This is a genomic window from Acidimicrobiales bacterium (assembly GCA_016716005.1).
In the GTDB taxonomy this organism is placed as follows: Bacteria; Actinomycetota; Acidimicrobiia; order Acidimicrobiales; family JADJXE01; genus JADJXE01.
This window is the reverse complement of record JADJXE010000001.1, coordinates 2959000-2978631: the sequence shown is the minus strand read 5'-3', so window position 1 is coordinate 2978631 and position 19632 is coordinate 2959000. Positions and strand designations below refer to the sequence as shown.

The window sequence follows — 19632 nt, the reverse complement described above, 5'->3', positions numbered from 1 at the left end:
CGGGCGCACCGATGGAGTCCCTCACCGAGATCGGCCGGCGCCACGGCACCGACAAGGCGACCGAGCACGGCTACACCGACCACTACGACGCGTGGTTCGCGCACCTGCGCGACCGCCCGGTGCGCGTGCTGGAGATCGGCATCGGGGGGTACGACGATCCCCTCGCGGGCGGCGAGTCGCTGCGGATGTGGGCCGAGTACTTCCCCGAGGGACGCATCGTCGGTCTCGACCTGTTCGAGAAGCGCCTCGCTCTTCCGGCACGCGTGCGCGTGGAGCGGGGAAGCCAGGTCGACGCCGGGCTCCTGGCGCGGATCGTGGCCGACCACGGGCCATTCGACATCGTCATCGACGACGGCAGCCACGTGCCACGCCATGTCGTCGCCACCTTCCGACTCCTCTTCCCGACCCTGGCCACGCCGGGCTTCTACGTCGTCGAGGACACCCAGACGTCCTACTGGCCCGAGTTCGGCGGGTCCCGCCTCCGCTGGTGGCCCCACACCTCCGTCAACTACTTCCGACGGCTCGTCCACGGCCTCAACCACATGGAGCTCGACCGCCCCGGCTACCGCCCGACACCGCTCGACCGGTCGGTCACCGAGCTGCGCTTCCTGCACGACCTCGTTCTGGTGGTGAAGGGCGACAACACCGCGGCGAGCACGATGGTCCCACCGCAACCGATGAGCGTCGGCACCTGGCTGGCCTGGCGGGCCAAGCGCAGCGCCGTCAGGCACCTGCCGCCGGCGGTGGTGCGCCGCGCCCGCCGCCGGGCCTGACCCGCCCGCCGGGGTCGCCCGCCGCTACCGTCCCGTGGTGCCGCTCGTGTGGTTGCTCGCCGCGCTGGCGGCCGTCGACGCCGCCCTGGCCGGCGCCCACCCCACCGGGCTCACCGCCCTCGACGCCGCCCTGGCGGCCGCCCTCGCCGCGCTGGCCGTGCTCGCCGCCGCCCGGGCCGCCCCCTGGGCCGTCACCGCCGCGGCCGCCGCGGCCACCCTGGCGTCGGTGGGGCAGCCCACCACGGCGGTGCCGGCCGGCCTGGCCACGGCCGTGGCCGCGGTGGCCTGGAACCGCGGCCTGCGCCCACCCGAGCGCACCGCGGCGGCCGTGCAGGCGGTCGTGACCGCGGTGACGGTCCACGCCCTCCTGCGCATCCCCTGGGCCCACCCCACGGGGGCCAGCGCCCTGCTGACCGCGGCCCTGCTGGCGCTGCTGGGCGCCTCGGCCTGGCCGTCGCTGTCGAGCCGGGCCCGGCGGCTCGCCCGCCGGGGCGCGCTGGCGCTGGCGGCGCTGGCGGTGGCGTCGGCCCTGCTGCTGGCCGTCGTCGCGCTGGCCGCCCGGCCGTCGCTGACCGCTGGTCTCGACGCCGCCCGGGCCGGCCTCGACGCCGCCGGCGCCGGCGACCGGGACGGCGCGGTCGCCGCGCTGGCGCGGGCCGCCGACCGATTCGCCACCGCCCACCGCTGGCTGGCGTCGCCCCTCGCCCTGCCGGCCCGGCTCGTGCCCGGGCTGGCGCCCCAATCCCGCGCCCTCACCGGCATGGCCGCCGCCGGCGAGGACCTCACCCGGGCCGCCGCCGACGCGGCCGACGACGCCGACGTCGACGCCCTCACGGTGCAGGCCGGCCGGCTCGACCCGGCCCGGGTGGCCGCCCTCCGGAAGCCGCTGGCCCGGGCCAGCGAGGCGCTCGCCGACACCGAGCGGCGCCTCGACGGGCTGGCGTCGCCCTGGCTGGCCGTGCCCCTGGCCGGTGCCTACGACGACCTGGCCGGCCGGGTGGCCGACGCCCGCGAGGGGGCCGACACCGCCACCCTCGCAGCCGAGGTGGCCCCCGGCCTGCTCGGCGGCGAGCGGCCCCGCAGGTACCTCGTGGTGTTCCTCTCGCCCGCCGAGGCCCGCGGCGGGGGCGGCTTCCTCGGCAACTACGCCGAGCTCTCGGTGGTGGACGGCGACATCGAGATGACCCGCTTCGGACGCCACGAGGAGCTGTCGGCCGTGCTCGCCCTCGCCGGCGGGCCGGCGGCGGTGCCCGGCGTGCAGGCCGAGCTCGACGCCTACTTCCCCGACCCGCCGCTGCCCGACCTGCCCTGGCAGCGGGCCTCCGCGCCACCCGACCTGCCGACCCTGGCCGGCGTGGTGGAGCGCCTGTGGGCGGCCTCGGGTGGCGACCCGGTGGAGGGCGTGGTCACCGTGGACCCCCGCGGGATCGCCGCCTTCCTGCAGCTCACCGGCCCCATCGAGGTCGAGGGCCTGTCGGAGCCGCTCACCGCCGCCAACGCGGCCGACGTCGTCCTGCGCCGCCAGTACACCGAGTTCCCCGACCGCGGCGAGCGGCTCGACTTCCTCGACGAGGCCGCCCGCACCACCTTCGAGCGGCTCACCACCGGGGACCTCCCGGGGCCCCGGACGGTGGCCGACGCCCTCTCCCCCGCCGTGCACGGCGGCGCGATCGCGGTCCACCTCGACGACCCCGACGAGCAGCGGCTGTTCGACCGGGTCGACGCCGGGGGCGCCATGCCGCCGGTGACGTCCGACGCCCTCGAGCTGGTCACCCAGAACGCGGGGGCCAACAAGATCGACGTCTTCCTCCGCCGGTCGCTCCGCTACGAGGCCGACGTCGACGCCCGCACCGGCGCCATCGCCGCCACCGCCACCATCACCCTCACCAACGAGGCCCCCGCGGCGGGGCTGCCGGCCAACGTGATCGGCAACATCGTGGGCCAGCCCGACGGCACCAACGTCACGTACCTGTCCCTGTACACGCCCCTGGCGCTCACCGGCGCCACCCTGGGCGGCGAGCCGGTCGACGCGGCCACCGCCGAGCTGCTCGGCCGCCGGGCCCACTCGCTGCTGGTCGACGTGCCCGCGGGCTCGAGCGTCACCCTGGTGCTGTCGCTCGCCGGCACGGTGGACACCGGCGGGGGCTACCACCTGGCGATCGGCCGCCAGCCGGTGGTCGCCCCCGACGAGGTGCAGGTGGACGTCCGGGTCGACGGCGGCCCCGACGTGCACGCCGGCGGGCCCCTGGTCGAACCCCTCGAGCTGCCCGCGCCCTGACGGGCGATCGGCTACAACCGGGGCCGTGCGCGTCCTCGTCACCGGAGCCGGCGGCCAGCTCGGCCACGACGTGGCCGCCGTCTGCCGCGCCGCCGGCGACCAGGTCGCCGCCCTCGACCGGGCCGCGCTCGACGTGACCGACCGCGACCAGGTGCTCGCCGCGGCCGGCGCCGTCGCCCCGGACGCCATCGTGCACTGCGCCGCCTGGACGGCCGTCGACGCCTGCGAGACCGATCCCGAGCGGGCGTTCGTCGCCAACGCCCTGGCCGTGCGGCACGTGGCCGAGGCCGCCCGCCGCACCGGTGCCCACCTCGTGCACCTGTCGACCGACTACGTGTTCGACGGCACCCTCGAGCGCCCGTACCACGAGTGGGACGAGCCCGACCCGGTGAACGTCTACGGCCGCTCGAAGCTCGCCGGGGAGCACGAGGCCCTGGCCGGATGCCCGGGCGCCACGGTGGTGCGCACCAGCTGGGTCGTGGGCGCCCACGGCGCCAACGTCGTGCGCACGATCCTCGCCCTGGCCGCCGACCCCGACCGACCGCTGGCCTTCGTCGACGACCAGCGGGGCTCCCCCACCTGCACCGCCGACCTGGCCCCGCTCCTGCGCACCCTGGCGCGCGACCGCCGGCCCGGCGTGGTCCACGCCACCAACCAGGGCGTCACCACGTGGTACGGCCTGGCCCGGGCCACCCTCGAGGCCGCCGGTGCCGACCCCTCGCGGGTGCGGGCGGTGACCACGGCCGAGCTCGACCCGCCCCGGCCGGCGCGGCGACCGGCCAGCTCGGTCCTCGCCCCGGCCGTGCTGCTCGCCTGGGGCCTCCCGCTGCTCCCACCCTGGCGGCGCGGCGTCGAGCGCCTGGTCGCGCAGCTGGCCGGGTCGCCGCCCGGCCCCGACGAGCGGACCCCCCGCTGACGTCCCTGGCGCGCGACCTCCTCGTCCTGTTCGACCGGCCGACCCGCTGGCGGGCGGTGGCCGTCGCGGTGGGGTCGGCGATGATCGGCCTGGCCGAGATCGTGGGCCTCGCGCTGATCATGCCCCTCATCTCGCTCCTGACCGACGAGGGCGACCCCACCAGCGGCATCGCCGGCACCATCTCCCGGATCACCGGGGTCACCGACACCGACCAGCTCGTCCTGGTGCTGTGCGCGCTGATCTTCGTGGCCTTCGTGACCCGGGGCTTCCTCACCCTGGTCTTCCGGTGGTGGGCGCTGGGCTTCCTGCACCGCAACGAGGCCGACGTCACCGTCCGCCTGGTCGACGGCTACCTCCACGCCCCCTACGCCTTCCACCTGCAGCGCAACTCCGCCGAGCTGCTCCGCACCCTGCAGAGCGCCGTCGAGGCCACCTACCTCCACGTGGTCGGGGGCGTCTTCACGCTGAGCACCGAGCTCGCTGCGCTGCTCGGCGTGCTCGTGGTGCTCGTCGCCTACGAGCCACTCGCCGCGGCCGGCGCGCTGGTCTACTTCGGCGGGGTCGCCGCCCTCTACCAGCGCCTGCTGCGCCGAAGGACGCGCCGCCTGGGAGCCGACTACGCCGAGCTCAGCCGCGAGCTGTTCCAGGAGGTGCAGCAGGGCCTGGGCGGCGTGCGCGAGCTGCAGGTGCGCAACCGCCAGGAGCACGTCGTGCGGCGGGTCCGCGTGAACCGCGACCGCTCGGCCGAGACCCGACGACAGATCCGCTTCCTGGCCGACTTCCCCAAGCACTACGTGGAGATCGCCTTCCTCCTCGGGGTCGCCGTGCTCTCGGCGCTGATCGTGGCCGGCAACGACCGGGCCACCGCCGTGCCGGCCCTCGGCCTGTTCGTCGCGGCCGCGTTCCGCGCCGTGCCCAGCATGGTTCGCCTCAACGTGGCCGTCTCGAGCGTCCGACACGGGCGGCCGTCGCTGCGCCTCGTGGTGGACGACCTGCGCACCGTCGCCCCGTGGCTCCCCGCCGCCCGGCCGGCCGGCTCGACCGTCGTCCCCGAGCCGACGCCGCTGCGCGACGGGATCGACGTCGAGCACCTGTCGTTCACCTACGACGGGGCCGACCGCCCGGCCCTCGACGACGTGAGCCTGCACATCGGCCCCGGCGAGATGGTGGGGCTGGTCGGGCCGTCCGGGGCCGGCAAGAGCACCCTCGTCGACCTGATCCTGGGCCTGCACACACCCGACACGGGCACCGTGGTCGTCGACGGTCGACCCATCGGCGACGACCTCCCGGCCTGGCAGCGGCGCGTCGGCCTGGTGCCCCAGGACGTGTACGTGCTCGACGCCAGCCTCCGCGAGAACGTGGCCTTCGGGTACGAGCCCGACGAGATCGACGACGAGCAGGTGCGCGACGCGGTGCAGCTCGCCCAGCTCGGCGACCTGCTGGCGTCCATGCCCGACGGCCTCGACACCCTGCTCGGCGAGCGGGGCGCGCGCCTCTCGGGCGGCGAGCGCCAACGCATCGGCATCGCCCGCGCCCTCTACTCGCGTCCCTCCCTGCTCGTGTTCGACGAGGCCACCTCGTCGCTCGACACCGCCACCGAGGCCCGCATCACCGGCACCCTCGCCGCGCTCCGCGGCCAGCTGGCCATGGTGGTGATCGCCCACCGGCTCACCACCGTGCAGGGCTGCGATCGCCTCCTGTTCCTCCGCGACGGGCACCTCGAGGCCACCGGCGCCTTCGAGGAGGTCCGGGCCGCCAACCCGGCCTTCGCCGAGCTCGTCCGGCTCGCCGGCATCGCTCCCGCCTAGCCGGGGCTGGCGACGGGCAACCTCCCGGCGCGGCTGCGGCCGCTTCCGTACAGTGGCCGCCGACCCCGGACCTCGACCTGCGGAGGCGACCACCGTGCCGAGCCGAGCCCCCCGCCTCCTCGCCGTCGCCGTGGGAGCGGCGCTGGCCCTCACCGTCCTGGCGGGCTGCGGCGGTGACGACGACGCGGCCACGACCACCGCCCCCTCCACCACCACGACCACCGCTCCCGCCACGACCACGACCGCACCGCCGGTCACGTACGTGGTGCAGGCCGGTGACTCGCTGTCGGCCATCGCCGAGCGGCTCGGCACCACGGTGGCCGAGATCGTGGCCGCCAACGGGCTCACGAACCCCGACCAGATCGCCGAGGGCCAGGTGCTGGTGATCCCGCCCAGCACCACCACGACCGCGCCGCCGGCCCCGACCGCGCCGGCCGCGTCAGCCCCGGCCCCGCCCACCACCGCCGCGCCGTAGCACCGCCCCGCCCACCGCCGGGACCTTCGCCTCTGGCCCCGCCGCCACCGCGGCGGTACGCCGGAGGGGCAGACCTCCGGGAGGCCGCCATGGGGCACGTCGCCGCCACCCTCGACCCCGACTACGCGCTCCTCCAGCAGCGCCTCGACCGCCAGGTCACCGGCGCGCCCGACTCGCCCACGTTCCAGCGGATCCTGCACCTCCTCTTCACCCCGGACGAGGCGGTGCTGGCCCGCCACATCCCCCAGCTCATCGGCGTGCCCGAGCTGGCCGCCCGGGTCGGCCGGCCCGTCGACGAGGTCGACGCCATGATCGACGGCATGGCCGCCAAGGGCCTGGTCGTCGACCTCGAGGACCACGGCCGCCGGGTCGTGTCGCTGGCCCCGGTGGTGATCGGCTTCTACGAGTTCACCTTCATGCGCACCCGCGACGACGCCCCCATGGAGGAGCTGGCCCACCTGTTCGACCACTACTGGGCCGAGGGCGACCTGCCCCGCTCCATCTTCCGGGCCAACACCCAGATCGGCCGCTCCCTCGTGAGGGAGGAGGCCCTGCCGGCCGAGCTCCCCACCGAGGTCCTCCCCTACGAGCGGGCCACCGAGATCGTGGGCACCGCCAGCGCGGTGGCGGTGTCGCTGTGCCCGTGCCGCCACCACGCCCGCCTGGCCGGCCACGGGTGCGACGCCCCGCTGCGCACCTGCCTGACGCTCAACGCCGCGGCCGAGGCCCTGGTGCGGTCCGGCCTGGCCGAGCCGATCAGCAACGACGAGGGCCTGGCGATCCTGGCCGAGTGCAAGGCGGCCGGGCTGGCCCAGACGGGCGACAACGTCAAGCACGACGTCACGTACATCTGCAACTGCTGCGGCTGCTGCTGCGGGATGATGCGCTCGATCAAGCGGTTCGGCCTCCCCCACGCCATCGTGAGCTCCAACTGGATCGCCGAGATCGACCACACCCGCTGCAAGGGCTGCGGCAGGTGCGTGAAGGCCTGCCCGGTCGGCGCCCTGCACCTCGAGCCCACCCACGGCGAGGGGCTGCGCAGGAACTGGGCGGTGCTCGACACCGACGCCTGCCTGGGCTGCGGGGTGTGCCACGAGCAGTGCCGCAACGAGGCCCACGCCATGGTGCCGAGGGAGCGGCGGGTGTTCACCCCGGAGACCACCTTCGACCGGGTCGCGGCCATGGCCATCGAGCGGGGCAAGCTGGGCGACCTGCTCGTCGACCAGCTCGAGGGCGCGGGCGCCCACGCCGTGGCCCGGGTGCTGCACGTGCTGGAGCAGACGCCGCCGGCCCGGGCCCTGGTGGCCATCGAGCCGCTGCGCTCCACGTTCCTGCGCCTGATGGTGGCGGCCATGAGCCGCTCCGGCGCGCCCGAGGGCGCCCCCGTCTGACCGCCTGACCGTCTGACCGGCCCCGGGGTCGGCGCCCGGTGCCGTGCTACGCGTCGCCCAGCGGGCGGTCGAGGGGCACCTCGCGCAGGGTGGTGAGGGCGAACACGGCCAGCTCGCCGTCCTGGAAGAAGCGGGTGGCCACCATGGCGGTGCGGCCCCGCTCTTTCTCCCGGACGCTCTCGATCACGAAGCGGGGGCCGGTGATCGGCTCGAAGTAGTCGATGCGCATGTTGGTGGTGGCCAGCCAGGTGGTGGGCACCTCGCGGGGCCGGCCGGCCCGCACCGTGAACAGGGCGACCAGGTCGACGTACGTGGGCGTGAACCCGCCGAACAGCTGCCCCCGGGGGTTCTTCACGTGGTCGGGCAGCCCGAGCTCGACGCGGAGCAGGCCGGGGCCCTCCTCCAGCAGGTCCCAGGCCCAGGCCTCGAGGAAGTCGCCGGCCGGGTGGCCCCGTCCGATCAGGCGTCCCGGCGGCGGCTGGGCCCAGGCCCGGAGGAACCCGGCGCCCGGGGTGGCGTCGCTCATGCCGGCGCCGAGTCCGTGACCGTGACGCCGGCGGCCGAGAACCGCTCGACCACGTCGGGCCCCAGCGCGGTGGCGGGGGTGAGGAACCCGGCCCGGTCGGGCACCGGGGCCGACGGGTCGGCCAGGATCAGGGCGGCCTCGCCGACCATGGTGGCGGTCGACTTGTAGCCGGGGTGGCCGACCGCCCGGAGCACCACGTCGGCGGTGCCCCCGCCGTCGGTGGTGGCCCGGGCGTCGATCCGGTAGTCCCAGGCGTCGAGCGTGTCGGCGCCGGGGCCATCGCCCGGTTTGGGCCCGATCCGCTCCAGCACGTCGGCGATGGGCCGGCGGGCGACGCCGGGCGCCCGGGCGGCCAGGCCGATGGCGGCCTGCGTGCCCGACAGGGCGGCGGCCAGCGCCGGCGCCATCGGGCCGGCCCGCTCGGGCAGCATGCTCGCCACCACGGTGCCCTCCCGGTAGCGGAACGAGGGGGCGAACGTCGGGTCGCCCTCGGCGCGCAGCAGGGCGGCGCTGCGGTGGACCACCGCCGGGTTCAGGAACGGCGCCGGGAGCAGGGGGGCCAGCCAGGCGCCGGTGCCGGCGTGGCGGCGGGGCCGCAGCCGGTAGCCGGCCCGGTCGGTCGTCGCCCCCGGTCCGGGCCCGGGCGGGTCGAGCAGGTGGGGGTCGCGCACGGCCCGGCCGGGTCCCCGGCGGATCATGCCCACCAGGCTCCCGAACGTGCCGCCCGACACGACGTCGCTCACCCCGCCGGGGCGCAGGTCGCTGCGTATCGACACCGCCGCGTCCACGTCGACCACGGGCCGGCCGTGGCGGGCGTGGGCGGCGCGCGCCGCCACCAGCGCGGCCAGGTCGAAGGGCAGGGCCTCGAACCCGCAGGTGGGCACCAGGCGCGCCCCCGATGCCACCGCGGCGTCGCCGTGGCGGCCGATCATCTCCAGCACCCAGTCGGTCTCGCCGCTCAGGTCGACCTGGTGGGTGCCGTGGCGGGCGCAGGCCTCGTACACCGGCTCGCCGTAGGCCGCGTAGGGGCCGACCAGGTTGGCGACCACGGTGGCCGAGCGGGCGAGGGCGTCGATGGAGGCGGCGTCGCCTACGTCGGCGTACAGCAGCCCGTCGGGGGTGGCGCCCACCGCCCGCAGCGCCGCCTCCACCCGGGCCCGGTCGCGGCCGGCCGCGGCCCAGCGCAGCCCCACCGCCGGCGCCCGGCGCGACAGGTAGCGCGCCACCTCCCGACCGGTGACGCCGGTCGGCCCGAACAGCACCACGTCGTAGTCCCTGCCCATGGGCCGCATCCTCGCTCGCCGGGCGCCCGCCCTGCACCCCGCCCGTGCTAGCACCGCGAGGTGCCCACCCGCGCCGAGCTCGAGCGGTTCCGCGGCGCGACCGTCGACGACCTGCTCGGCCCGGGCCTGCGGCTGCTGTTCGTGGGCATCAACCCGGGGCTGTGGACGGCCGCGGTCAACGCCCACTTCGCCCGGCCCGGCAACCGCTTCTGGCCGGCCCTGCACCTCGCCGGGGTCACGCCCCGGCGCATCGACGCCTCCGAAGGGATGCGCCCGGCCGACGCCGCGCTGCTCACCGCGGCCGGCGTGGGCATCACCAACCTGGTGCGGGTGGCCACGGCCCGGGCCGACGAGCTCACGGCCGACCAGCTGCGGGCCGGCGCCGACGACCTGCGGGCCACGGTGCGCCGGGTGCGGCCCGCGGTGGTGGCCGTGCTGGGCCTCACCGCCTACCGGGTGGCCTTCCGCCAGCCGAAGGCCACCGCCGGGCGCCAGCCCGAGCTGCTCGAGGGGGCCGAGCTGTGGGTGCTGGGCAACCCGAGCGGCCTGAACGCCCACGAGACGCCGGCGTCGCTGGCCGCGTCGTTCCGGCTGGTGGCCGAGGCCGCCGGGGTGCCGCTGAGCGCCGGGTGACGCCGGGCGACGCCGAGTCGGCGGCGGGCTCGTGAGGCGACGGCCCTGGCTACGCTCCGTGGCCGTGACCCCGCCCGACTGCGACGGCGCGGCCGACGGCCCCGGCCGGCCCGATCCGCAGCACCTGGAGGAGCTCCTCGAGCGGGCGGTGGCGCGCACCGGCGGCGTGGTCGGCGGCGGCCCGGCGGCCCCGCTGGCCGAGGCCATGCTGGCCCTGGCCGACGACGAGTCGTGGATGCTGGTCGACCTGGCCGGCGCCCAGCGCTACACGCTCGGCCCGCCCGGCGGGCTGCTGGGCTGGGCCGACAAGCCCAGCGGCGTCCTCGAGCGGCTCCACCCCGACGACCTGGCCGAGGTCAGCGCGGCCCTGCCGGCGGCCCTCGCCCAGCCCGAGGTGGTGCACCGCGTGCGGGCCCGGGTGCGCGACGCAGCCGGCGAGTTTCGCTGGGTGGAGCTGACGATGTGGAGCCGCCTGGACGACCCGGCCATCGCCGGGCTGGTGGTGCGCACCCGGCTGGTGGCACCGCCCGACGACGCCGAGCTGCTGCTCGGGTCGAGCCTGGTCGACCTGCTGCCCACGCCGGTGCTGGCCGCCGCGCCCAACGGGCGGGTGGCGGCGGCCAACCCGGCGGCGGTCGAGCTGCTGGGCCGCGACGCCGCCGCCCTGGCCGGCACCGGCTGGCTCGACGCCTTCGAACCGGCCGCCCGGCCCGCGCTCATCGACGCCGCCCGTGTCGCCCAGTGGCAGGGCGAGCCGACGCGGGTCGACGCCCGCTGCGGCGATCTCGACCTCTCCGTCGCCTTCGCGGCCCAGGGCCCCGCCCCGCCCCACGGGTGGATCGCCACCGTCGAGGACCACACCCAGCACACCCAGGTGGCCCGCGAGCTGGCGGTGGCGGCCGGCGTCGATCCGCTCACCGGGCTGCTGAACCGGCGCTCGTCGATCGACGCCCTGGGCCGGCTCCTCGCCGACGACCGGCCCACCGCCGTGCTGTTCTGCGACCTCGACGGCTTCAAGGCCGTGAACGACACCCTCGGCCACCACGCCGGCGACGTGGCCCTCACCCAGGTGGCCGTCCGCCTGTCGGCGGCGGTGCGAGCCGCCGACCAGGTGGGCCGCTGGGGCGGCGACGAGTTCGTGGTGCTGTGCCCCGACACCCCCGAGGCCCAGGCCGAGGCCGTGGCCGAGCGCCTCCGGGTCGCCATGGCCGAGCCCCTGCAGCTCGGTGACCACCGGTTCACGGTGGGCGTGAGCGTGGGCGCGGCCGCGGCCCAGGGCGCCGGCATCGACCCGGCCACCCTGCTCGACCGGGCCGACCGGGCCATGTACGAGCACAAGCAGCGGCCGGCCCCTCGCGGCTGACGGCGGCCTCGGCTCGGCCAGCAGGCGGACGGCTCGGGCTCGGCCAGCACGGCCCGCCGCAGCTCGGTGCGGAGCAGATCGGAGGAGCAGCGCCGGTGCCGGCCCAGCCAGGCGACGAGCGCGTCCGTCTCGGGCTCTCGCCGCACCAGCTCCACGAACGTCGAGGTGTCGACCTACCAGACGTCAGCGCTCATCGGCGCGGAGCTCGGCCAGCCGATCCGACAGCGGCGCCCCCGCCGTGGGGCCGCCCGCGGCGGCCAGCGCGTCGAGCAGGTCGGCCCCGGCCGGCGAGGCCAGGCCGTCGGCCACGAGCTGCTCGAGGCCTCCCTCGACCAGCGGCACCAGCTGGGCCACGGGCCGGCCGCGGTCGGTGACGGTGATGCGCTCGCCGGCGCGCACCAGCGTCAGCCAGCGGCTGGCGTGCTCGCGCAGCTCCCGCACCCCGATCGTCCTCATGTCCTACGTGGTAGCACCTCGTGCCGGCGACGCCGGTCGGGCGGCCCGAGTGCCCGCCCGCCCCGCCGTCAGGCGGCTCGGGGTGGGGGCCGCGATCTGGGGCGGGCGGTGCGGGCCCGGTTGTGGGGGCCGCACAGGAGCCGACCGTTGTCCTGGGTGGTGGGCCCGCCGGCCTCCCACGGCACGATGTGGTCGACCTGGCAGCGGCCGGCGGGCACGTCGCAGCCCGACGGGTGCCGACAGTGGCCGTCGCGCACCTGGATCACCCGGCGCAGCGCCCCGGTGAAGAACCGCTCGCGGACGCTCACCGACAGGGCCCGCCGGGCCGAGTCGAACACGATCGACTCGATGTCGGCCCGCTCCAACAGGGGCAGCCACTGGCCCCGGCCGAGCACCGTGCCGTCATCCAGCCGGCACAACCCCCCAGCGAAGTCCTCCAAGCCCACCACCACGGTGATCAGCGGCTCCGGCCGGCGGCCACCGGCCGGCGCGGCGCGGGACCGCTCGGCCATGCGCACCAGAGCATCGGCCCGCCGCTGGGCCGCCGTGCGGGCCAGCTCGGCCGACCCCACCTCGTCGCAGCCCAACCGGGCGCGGGCCTCGGCCACGTCGTCGTCGTACAGCAGGTCCTCCAGACGCTGCAGCTCGCCCTGCACCGCGGTGCCCCACACCGCGTCCAGCCGGCCCCGCAGATCGAAGCTCCCCCCGAACGTGCGCACCAGGCTCACGAAGCGCCCGTCGCGCTCGCGTCGGGCCCGCTCGGCCTCACCGTCGGCGTCCACCCGCAACAGCCAGTAGGCCACCGCCTGCTCGAACTGCGCGAACCGCAACGACCGGGCCTGACCCACCAGCACCGCCTCGTCGCGGGCCAGGGCCTCCTCGTGCTCAGGGGTGTGCAACCGCACGAACACGTCCACATGGTCGGCGCCGATCTCCCCCGCCTCGAACGCCTCCCCCACCAACGGCAGGTCACGCAGATGCCGGCCCCGGCGCACCTGGGCCTTGGCCGTGCGCCCGGCCACGTTGGCCTCCCGACCCAACCGGGCCCCCCGCTGCGAGACCCGTCGTCGGCCCACACCCGCTGGCGTCCCACGCCGCCGCCCACCGGGCCGCCAGCGCGTCCAGCCGGGCCCGCTCCACCAGCAGGGCCACCGCCATCTCGTGGCGCACCCCGGCCGGGGCCCCCTCGGGATCCATGGCCGCACACCGCCCGATGGCCTGGCGCAGCGCCCCCAGCACCCCCACGTCCCGCACGGGCGCCACGTCCGCCTCGGGCACCTCGTGCTGCTCGTCCAGCGCCACCGCCATGCCCGCCATGCCCGCCAGCCTACCACACTTGATCGAACGTATGTTCGATTATTCGGGCAGGCGCCGACGAGCCGACGAGCCGACGAGAGGACCTTCGTCCCTTGCCCGCACCCGTTGGCGGGTGCGACGTTGTCGTCGCCGCGGCGGCGTGTGGCCGCTGCGTCTCGGGGGCGCGCCAGGATGGACCCGGACCGGCGATCGAGCGACCGCTCCGTCCGGACGGTCCGGAGCCCGGCCGGCTACGAGCACCGATCCGAGTGGGTGCTGGCGGCGGTGTGCGCGCTGCTGGGCTCCCTCTCGGTGTCGAGCCTGCTGGCGTGGACCGCCGGGCTGGGGTCGTTCTCGTGGTGGTTCCGCCTGGTGAGCGTGCCCTCCGTGGTGGCCCTCGGCGTCATCGCCGTGGTCGTGCACCGCCGCGGCCCGGTACGGCTGCGCAACGCCCTGGTGGCCGGCGCCGTCGGCGGGCTCATCGGCACGGCCCTGTACGACCTGGTCCGCCAGCCGTTCCTCGTGATGGGCCTGCGGCTGATGGTGCCCATCGACTCCTACGGCGTGCTCGCCCTCGACGCCGTCGGCTCGAGCCCGTGGAGCGGCATCGCCGGGTGGGGCTACCACGTGGCCAACGGCGTGGGCTTCGGGGTGACGTACGCCGTGCTCATGCGGGGCCGCCACTGGGCCTGGGGGGTGCTCTGGGGCCTGATCCTCGAGGCGGCGGCGGTGGTGACGCCGTTCTCCGCCGCCTACGGGCTTCGCTGGAAGTGGGACCTCATCCTCATCGCCTTCGGCGCCCACGTCCCCTACGGCGCGGCCGTGGGCCTGGCCGCCCAGCACGCCGACCGCTTCACGGCGTTGCTCGACCGCCGCTGGTGGACCCGCGCCCCGGTGCTGCTGGGGGCCACCGCCCTCGTGATCGTGGTGTGGCAGCGGCCGTTCGCCCCCTCGGCGGCCGTGGACGCCGGCATCGCCGTGGCCCCGGGGCCCAGCGTGGTCATCCGCAGCGGCACCTTCGTCCCCGAGCTGGCCCGCATCCCACCGGGGGGCTGCGTCACGGTCCGCAACGACGACGACGAGGCGCACCTGATCTCCCGGGCCGTCGGTGGTCCCGAGCTCGCTGCCGGGCAGACGGCGTCGGTCTGCTTCGAGGGGCACGAGGGCATGGTGCGGGTGAAGCTCGACGACGGCGAGCCGTACTCGGGCGGGTTCGTGATCCTGGACGCTCACGCATGACGGCGGTGCCTGCGGCCGCCGGGGGTGGCCCCGGGATCGGGTCGCTGGCCCGGGCGACGGGCCGCTGGCTCACCGCCAACCTGCCGGCGGCGGTCCTGTCGGCGGCCATCGGGTTCGGCGTCGGCTGGCTCGTGAACGTGTGGATCATGGGCGAGGTGCTCGACGGCTACCGGGCCGCCACGGTGGGGACGCCCGCATCGGGGTGGTCGCAGGGCCGCGGCGCGTCGGGGATGGGCACGCTCGGGGCGGGGATGCTGTTCTGGGGCCTCTTCTCCACGATCGTCTTCGGCGCCATCTCGTACCGCCGGTCGGTGGGGGCCGAGCGCTTCTGGGGCGAGACCCGCGCCATGCCCCGCCTCGTGGGCGAGGCCTTCCGCACCGACGGGGCAGACGCCTGGTCGACGCTGCTGTGGGGGGTCGCGGTGGCGGTGGCGCTGTCGGGTGTGGTCGGCCCGTGGGTGAGCGCCACGCTCTCGGTCGGCGTCGCCGTGTCGGCCCAGTCGTACCTGGGGCGGGTCGTCGCCGCGCTGTCGAGCCGGGCCACGTCCGGGGTGCTGGGCCGCGCCGGCCAGCGCATGAGCCGGGCGCCGAGCGGCGCAGTCGGGCTGCTGCTCGGCACGGGCGGCGGCGTCGCCTCGATCGTCATCGGGGCGTTCATCGGCAGCCTCCACCTCGGCTTCACGGCCCGACTGGTCGTGTCGCTGGTGATCGCCGCCCTCGCCGGGGTCGGGGCGTTCGCCATCGGCCGGGGACGGCCGCCGACGCCGGCCGCCGTGCTGCTCGTCGTGGCGCTGGCCTCGGGAGGGGCGCTGCTGCTGGCCGCACCGGCGTGGGCCGACGACGGCGGCTTCAGCGAGTGCTCGGGCCAGAGCTGGCTCGGCTGCGAGGGGTCGGGCACCCTCACCGCGCTGGCCGGCCTGGGCGGGGTGGCCGCCGGCGCCGGCGGGGCCATCGGCATGGGCCTCGGCGCTGTGCTCGGTGGCCTGCCGGGTGTGGGTGGCGGGCCCGGAGCCGGCGGGCCCGGAGCCGGCGGGCCCGGAGCCGGAGCCGAGGCGGGAGGCGAGGGCCCCGGATGGGGTGAGGAGGGCGACGAGGGCTGGCCCGGCGAGGAGGGCGGTGACGGCGAGCCCGGCGGCAGCGAGGGCTGGGAGCACGAAGAGCCCGAGGGCGAGGAGGAGGTGCCCGAGGGCGGAGGGTTCGGCGAGGGCGTGGCCACCTGGACCAACGCCGACGGGTCGACGACTCGGGTGGAGCTGACCCCGGACGGGAGGATCACGACCACCGTCACCCATCCGGACGGCCGCCAGGAGGTGACGACCACCTGGCAGGAGGGCGCCGGGGAGGTGCCGGAGCCGCGCGGGGCCGAAGGCGAAGGCGAACCCGAAGACGAAGGCGAAGCCGAAGGCGAAGGTGCCGAAGGCGAAGAAGCCGAAGGCGAAGGTGCCGAAGGCGAACCCGAAGGCGAAGGTGCCGAAGGCGAAGGCGAAGGCGAAGGCGAAGGCGAAGCCGAGGGTGCCGAAGGCGAAGGCGAAGGCGAAGGCGAAGGCGAAGCCGAGGGTGCCGAAGGCGAAGGCGAAGGCGAAGGCGAAGCCGAGGGTGCCGAAGGCGAAGGCGAAGGCGAAGGCGAAGGCGAAGCCGAGGGTGCCGAAGGCGAAGGCGAAGGCGAAGGCGAAGGCGAAGCCGAGGGTGCCGAAGGCGAAGGCGAAGGCGAAGGCGAAGGCGAAGCCGAGGGTGCCGAAGGCGAAGGCGAAGGCGAAGGCGAAGGCGAAGCCGAGGGTGCCGAAGGCGAAGGCGAAGGCGAAGGCGAAGGCGAAGGCGAAGCGAGGGTGCCGAAGGCGAGGGTGCCGAAGGCGAAGGTGCCGAAGGCGAAGGTGCCGAAGGCGAGGGTGCCGAAGGCGAAGAAGGCGAAGGTGCGCTCGAGGGCGCGGCGGCGGTCGGCGCAGCGGCGGGTACGGCAACCGGCGGCGCCGGCGAGCAGGGTGCCGCGCCGGAGGGCGAAGGCGGCGACGCCGAGGGCCGCTACCGCGGGCCCGACGAGCACGTGCTCGACCCGAACGCGGTCGCGACCGACGCCGAGGGCCGATCGCTCGTCGATCCCCTGACCGGCAAGGAGCTGCCGGTCGACCTCAACGGGCAGGTCAAGTACGGCGACACGTGGATGAGCCCCCAGGAGGCGGCCGAGCGGGCCGCGATCGACACCACCTGGCAGCAGGAGCGCGCCGACGGTCAGCGCCTCGTGAACGAGTTCAACGACCTCAACCGCCGGCTGAACGAGGCGACAAGCGACACCGAGCGGGCCGAGCTGGCCGAGGCGCTGCGGAACAAGGCGATCCAGCTGAACGAGGACTTCCAGGCCAAGGCCATCCTGAAGGCGGCAGGAAAGACCCCGGAGGGTGCGGCCTTCGACCGCGCCGTGCACGAGGGGTACGGCGCCGTCGACCGCGCCTCGGCCGAGCGGATGAACGCGCTCGGTCTGCAACGTGGGGGTGGGCCCTTCACGCCGGACGACATGAAGGAGTTCCGCAACGCCAAGAGCGCGGGCACGGTCGGCATGGACCGCGACTACGGCCTCGACGAGTCCAAGGTGCAGGACGCCCGCAAGGCGGTCGACAACTCGACGAACCGCGTGCGCCAGCTCGAAGGCGAGCTGGCCAAGGCCCAGCCCGGCTCACCGGAGGCGGAGCGCCTGGCATCACAGCTCGACGCGGCCAAGACCGTGGCCCAGTTCAACACCCAGAAGCTCTTGGACGCCCGGGCCGAGACGCGGGTCACGCTCGACTACGGCAAGGCCCTGGACGCGCTGCGCAGCGACGTGGCCAGCGCGCCGCCCGGCTCACCCGAGGCCGCCGAGGCGGCCAAGCGGCTGACCGCGCTCGAGAACGACGCCGCCCGGCTGAAGCAGAGCTACGTGAACCAGCTGGAGGGGCGCGCCGCCCAGCTGCCGGAGGGCAGCCCCCAGCGCGCCGCCGTCGAGGCCGAGCTGGCCGCGGCGCGCAACCGGCCCGCGGGCCTCGAGGGCCCGGTCCCCATCTCCAACGGGAAGTGGAACGACTTGGCCAAGGGCGCCTATGGCGACAGCTACCACCAGGTGACCGGCGGGAACGCGGAGAAGGCCTTCAACGCCGTCACGACGTCCACCAACGTGGAGGCCTACGGCGACAAGGCGGTGCTGGCCAACAAGCCCGCCGAGCAGCCGTTCAGCCGCGGCTTCGCCGAGCAGACCGGATCGGTCACCAGCGTGAAGGCCCACGACCTCGAGCGCCTCGTCAAGGAGGGGACGATCTCCCGGGCCACCGCCAACCAGGAGATCGCCCGGGGAACGGCCAAGGACATGGACGGCAAGCTGATCCCGCTCCTCCAGAGCGACCCCGGTGCCGACCCGGCCAAGATCGAGCAGCTGAAGGCGGTGCAGCAGGTGCTCGACAGGGCCGGCAAGGGCGAGATCCCCCCGGGGCGGATCGACGGGGAGCTCCAGCGGGTCACGGGCAACCCCGACATGACCCTGAACAAGGCGGTCTCCATGGCCGACGCCAACCTGGAGGCGGGGATAAAGCTGCGGGGTCAGATGGAGGGCGGTGCCGGCACGCCTCGCGCCCCGACCACGCGCCAGGGGTTCCAGGACGCCCTGGGCACGGTCTCGGACATGGCCACGTTCGACCAGTACGTGAAGGAGAACGTGGCCAAGGGCATGCACCCGACCGAAGCCATGGCGGTGGCCGCCGCGCAGACGCAGGCGGGGAACCTGGCCATCAAGTGCAGCGGGATCGATCCCCGGCTGTCGATGGTGGGTGGCGCCCTCCTCCCCGAGCAGCTCCAGGGGGCGCTGCCCGACCGGATGGTGGAGAACACCGTGGGCACCGGCTACCAGACGGGCAGGGCCGTGATCCAGGACCTGGCCCAGTCGGTGCGCACCGGTGAGCTCACCACGCAGCACCTCGACCAGTTCGCCGAGGGCGTCGTGAACCGCCCGGGCACCGACCCCTTCAAGGGGTACGGGCAGCTGGCCCAAGAGGTGGGCCACTACACCAGCGGGGGCGAGAGCCTCACCCGGGATCTCCGCCAGGTCATCGAGACCGGCGCCGGCGCCGAGGTGGCCAACCAGAGCCTCGAGCAGTTCCAGCAGGACGTGGCCGCCGGCAGGCACGGCCCGGCCCTGCAAGGGCTCGACCACATCACCCGGATCGCCATCGAGACCGGGATGGATCCCCGGACCACCGTGGGCGACTTGCTGAACGACGTGCGCACCATCGCCACCCACGGGGTGGGCGACGGGTACTGGGACGGGGCGATCCAGCAGACCGGCGACACGCTGCGCCAGACCCCGGTGGTGGGCAGCGTGGTGAAGGGGTACGACGAGATCGCAGCCGGCATCGGCGAGCGGGGTGTCGGGGGCTTCGCCAGCGACGTGGTCGAGGGCGGCGGGGCGTGGGTGAGCCAGACGGCCGAGGAGATCGGCGACGGGGCCAGCCGGGCCGCCAACTGGGTGCGGAGCTGGTTCTAGTGCCCGGCCTCCTCCTCGACCCCCGACAGCTGCGGACGCTCCTCGACCTCGGCCGCATCCCGGAGCCGGGCCCGGCGTCGCCGCTGCTCGTCGTCCCGGACGCTCCGGCGCTGGGGCCCGACGACCCCGACTGGGAGCCGCTGGCCCGTCAACAGGCGGTGGTGCCGGCCGACGCCCCACCGGGCTGGCGGGTGAACGCGCTCGTGCGCCTGGCCCTCACCGCGGGCGCGGTCCCGCACGAGGTGCTGTCGCTGACCACCAGCAACCCCGGCGCCCCGGGCTTCACCGTGGTCTGCCGCGGGGAGCTGTGGTGCGAGTGCTCGGTGGGGCTCGACGGGGCCGTGAAGCTCCAGGTCCCGCTGTCGCGCTCCGCTGTGCTCCTCCGGCTGGTCGGCTCGCTGTCGTCGTCGCGCCCCGAGCCGGCCCCCACGGGCATCCGGGTCGCCGTCACGCCGGCCGAGGGGTTCGTGCTCGGATCGGCGCTGCGGTTCGAGCGGCGCGAAGCGCGCGGCGCCACCCGCCCCGAGCTGATCGAGGCCGTAGCGGCCGACGCCGGCGCCGGTGGCTACGCGGCGCCGTTCGCGCTGGTCGCCGGCAGCGGACCGCTCGACGCCCTGCAGTCCTCGCCGGCGGCGCGAGAGGCGACCCTCGACGCGCTCACCCGGGCCGGCCACCTCGTCGAGCGCGACGGCAC

Annotated in this window: 17 protein-coding genes; 11 read left to right on the top strand and 6 right to left on the bottom strand. The window is 75.9% G+C overall.

Features of this window, described 5'->3' with window-relative positions; genetic code table 11:
• Positions 1-11 precede the first annotated feature (11 nt).
• From IPM45_14645 to IPM45_14620, 6 genes are all read left to right on the top strand, one after another.
• On the top strand, positions 12-773 hold the full coding sequence (locus tag IPM45_14645) for a class I SAM-dependent methyltransferase (protein ID MBK9180775.1): 762 nt from the start codon (positions 12-14) through the stop codon (positions 771-773).
• Between the two features lie 37 nt (positions 774-810).
• Positions 811-3051 (top strand): DUF4012 domain-containing protein, encoded by a 2241-nt coding sequence (locus IPM45_14640; GenBank protein ID MBK9180774.1) that lies wholly within the window; start codon positions 811-813, stop codon positions 3049-3051.
• A 25-nt stretch (positions 3052-3076) separates the two neighbouring features.
• Positions 3077-3967 (top strand): dTDP-4-dehydrorhamnose reductase, encoded by an 891-nt coding sequence (rfbD, locus tag IPM45_14635; protein MBK9180773.1) that lies wholly within the window; start codon positions 3077-3079, stop codon positions 3965-3967.
• Positions 3968-4023: 56 nt separating this feature from the next.
• Positions 4024-5775, top strand: coding sequence for an ABC transporter ATP-binding protein (locus IPM45_14630; GenBank protein ID MBK9180772.1), 1752 nt, complete (start codon positions 4024-4026; stop codon positions 5773-5775).
• Positions 5776-5827: 52 nt separating this feature from the next.
• Positions 5828-6250 (top strand): LysM peptidoglycan-binding domain-containing protein, encoded by a 423-nt coding sequence (locus tag IPM45_14625; GenBank protein ID MBK9180771.1) that lies wholly within the window; start codon positions 5828-5830, stop codon positions 6248-6250.
• An 89-nt stretch (positions 6251-6339) separates the two neighbouring features.
• On the top strand, positions 6340-7641 hold the full coding sequence (locus IPM45_14620; protein ID MBK9180770.1) for a 4Fe-4S binding protein: 1302 nt from the start codon (positions 6340-6342) through the stop codon (positions 7639-7641).
• Positions 7642-7687: 46 nt separating this feature from the next.
• Here the strand turns inward: IPM45_14620 and IPM45_14615 are convergent, their stop codons facing one another.
• Positions 7688-8167 (bottom strand): PaaI family thioesterase, encoded by a 480-nt coding sequence (locus IPM45_14615; GenBank protein MBK9180769.1) that lies wholly within the window; start codon positions 8165-8167, stop codon positions 7688-7690.
• Positions 8164-9450 carry a saccharopine dehydrogenase NADP-binding domain-containing protein gene (locus IPM45_14610; protein MBK9180768.1) on the bottom strand — a complete coding sequence of 429 codons (1287 nt, stop codon included), beginning with the start codon at positions 9448-9450 and terminating at the stop codon, positions 8164-8166. The genes IPM45_14615 and IPM45_14610 overlap by 4 nt, the downstream gene beginning before the upstream one ends.
• A 60-nt stretch (positions 9451-9510) precedes the next feature.
• Here IPM45_14610 and IPM45_14605 point away from each other — a divergent pair, with 60 nt between their 5' ends.
• Together IPM45_14605 and IPM45_14600 are read left to right on the top strand one after the other, a co-directional pair.
• A complete protein-coding gene (locus IPM45_14605; GenBank protein MBK9180767.1) occupies positions 9511-10083 on the top strand; it encodes a mismatch-specific DNA-glycosylase in 573 nt (190 codons plus the stop codon).
• Between the two features lie 64 nt (positions 10084-10147).
• Positions 10148-11446, top strand: a complete 1299-nt coding sequence (locus tag IPM45_14600; GenBank protein ID MBK9180766.1) for a sensor domain-containing diguanylate cyclase — start codon at positions 10148-10150, stop codon at positions 11444-11446.
• Positions 11447-11629: 183 nt separating this feature from the next.
• Here the strand turns inward: IPM45_14600 and IPM45_14595 are convergent, their stop codons facing one another.
• From IPM45_14595 to IPM45_14585, 3 genes are all read right to left on the bottom strand, one after another.
• Positions 11630-11902, bottom strand: a complete 273-nt coding sequence (locus tag IPM45_14595; GenBank protein MBK9180765.1) for a type II toxin-antitoxin system prevent-host-death family antitoxin — start codon at positions 11900-11902, stop codon at positions 11630-11632.
• Between the two features lie 68 nt (positions 11903-11970).
• A complete protein-coding gene (locus tag IPM45_14590; GenBank protein MBK9180764.1) occupies positions 11971-12924 on the bottom strand; it encodes a DUF222 domain-containing protein in 954 nt (317 codons plus the stop codon).
• On the bottom strand, positions 12872-13219 hold the full coding sequence (locus IPM45_14585; GenBank protein MBK9180763.1) for a hypothetical protein: 348 nt from the start codon (positions 13217-13219) through the stop codon (positions 12872-12874). Before IPM45_14585 ends, IPM45_14590 begins: the two co-directional genes overlap by 53 nt.
• Positions 13220-13390: 171 nt before the next feature.
• Here IPM45_14585 and IPM45_14580 point away from each other — a divergent pair, with 171 nt between their 5' ends.
• Positions 13391-14437, top strand: a complete 1047-nt coding sequence (locus tag IPM45_14580; protein ID MBK9180762.1) for a hypothetical protein — start codon at positions 13391-13393, stop codon at positions 14435-14437.
• Between the two features lie 166 nt (positions 14438-14603).
• On the opposite strand, the gene IPM45_14575 is transcribed toward IPM45_14580, so the two are convergent.
• Positions 14604-14786, bottom strand: a complete 183-nt coding sequence (locus tag IPM45_14575) for a hypothetical protein (protein MBK9180761.1) — start codon at positions 14784-14786, stop codon at positions 14604-14606.
• A 10-nt stretch (positions 14787-14796) separates the two neighbouring features.
• On the opposite strand from IPM45_14575, the gene IPM45_14570 reads away from it, so the two are divergent.
• Positions 14797-16539, top strand: a complete 1743-nt coding sequence (locus IPM45_14570) for a hypothetical protein (protein MBK9180760.1) — start codon at positions 14797-14799, stop codon at positions 16537-16539.
• Complete coding sequence (locus IPM45_14565) at positions 16479-18938, top strand: hypothetical protein (GenBank protein MBK9180759.1); 2460 nt, start codon at positions 16479-16481, stop codon at positions 18936-18938. Before IPM45_14570 ends, IPM45_14565 begins: the two co-directional genes overlap by 61 nt.
• The last annotated feature ends 694 nt before the right edge of the window (positions 18939-19632 follow it).

Bases quoted from the DNA above. Each gene is read 5' to 3' on its own strand.
- IPM45_14645 (MBK9180775.1), top strand. From the start codon at position 12: ATGGAGTCCCTCACCGAGATCGGCCGGCGCCACGGCACCGACAAGGCG.
- IPM45_14620 (MBK9180770.1), top strand. From the start codon at position 6,340: ATGGGGCACGTCGCCGCCACCCTCGACCCCGACTACGCGCTCCTCCAG.
- IPM45_14615 (MBK9180769.1), bottom strand. From the start codon at position 8,167: ATGAGCGACGCCACCCCGGGCGCCGGGTTCCTCCGGGCCTGGGCCCAG.
- IPM45_14610 (MBK9180768.1), bottom strand. From the start codon at position 9,450: ATGGGCAGGGACTACGACGTGGTGCTGTTCGGGCCGACCGGCGTCACC.
- IPM45_14595 (MBK9180765.1), bottom strand. From the start codon at position 11,902: ATGAGGACGATCGGGGTGCGGGAGCTGCGCGAGCACGCCAGCCGCTGG.
- IPM45_14585 (MBK9180763.1), bottom strand. From the start codon at position 13,219: ATGGCGGGCATGGCGGTGGCGCTGGACGAGCAGCACGAGGTGCCCGAG.
- IPM45_14580 (MBK9180762.1), top strand. From the start codon at position 13,391: ATGGACCCGGACCGGCGATCGAGCGACCGCTCCGTCCGGACGGTCCGG.
- IPM45_14575 (MBK9180761.1), bottom strand. From the start codon at position 14,786: ATGGCGCGGGTCTCGCCCCAGAAGCGCTCGGCCCCCACCGACCGGCGG.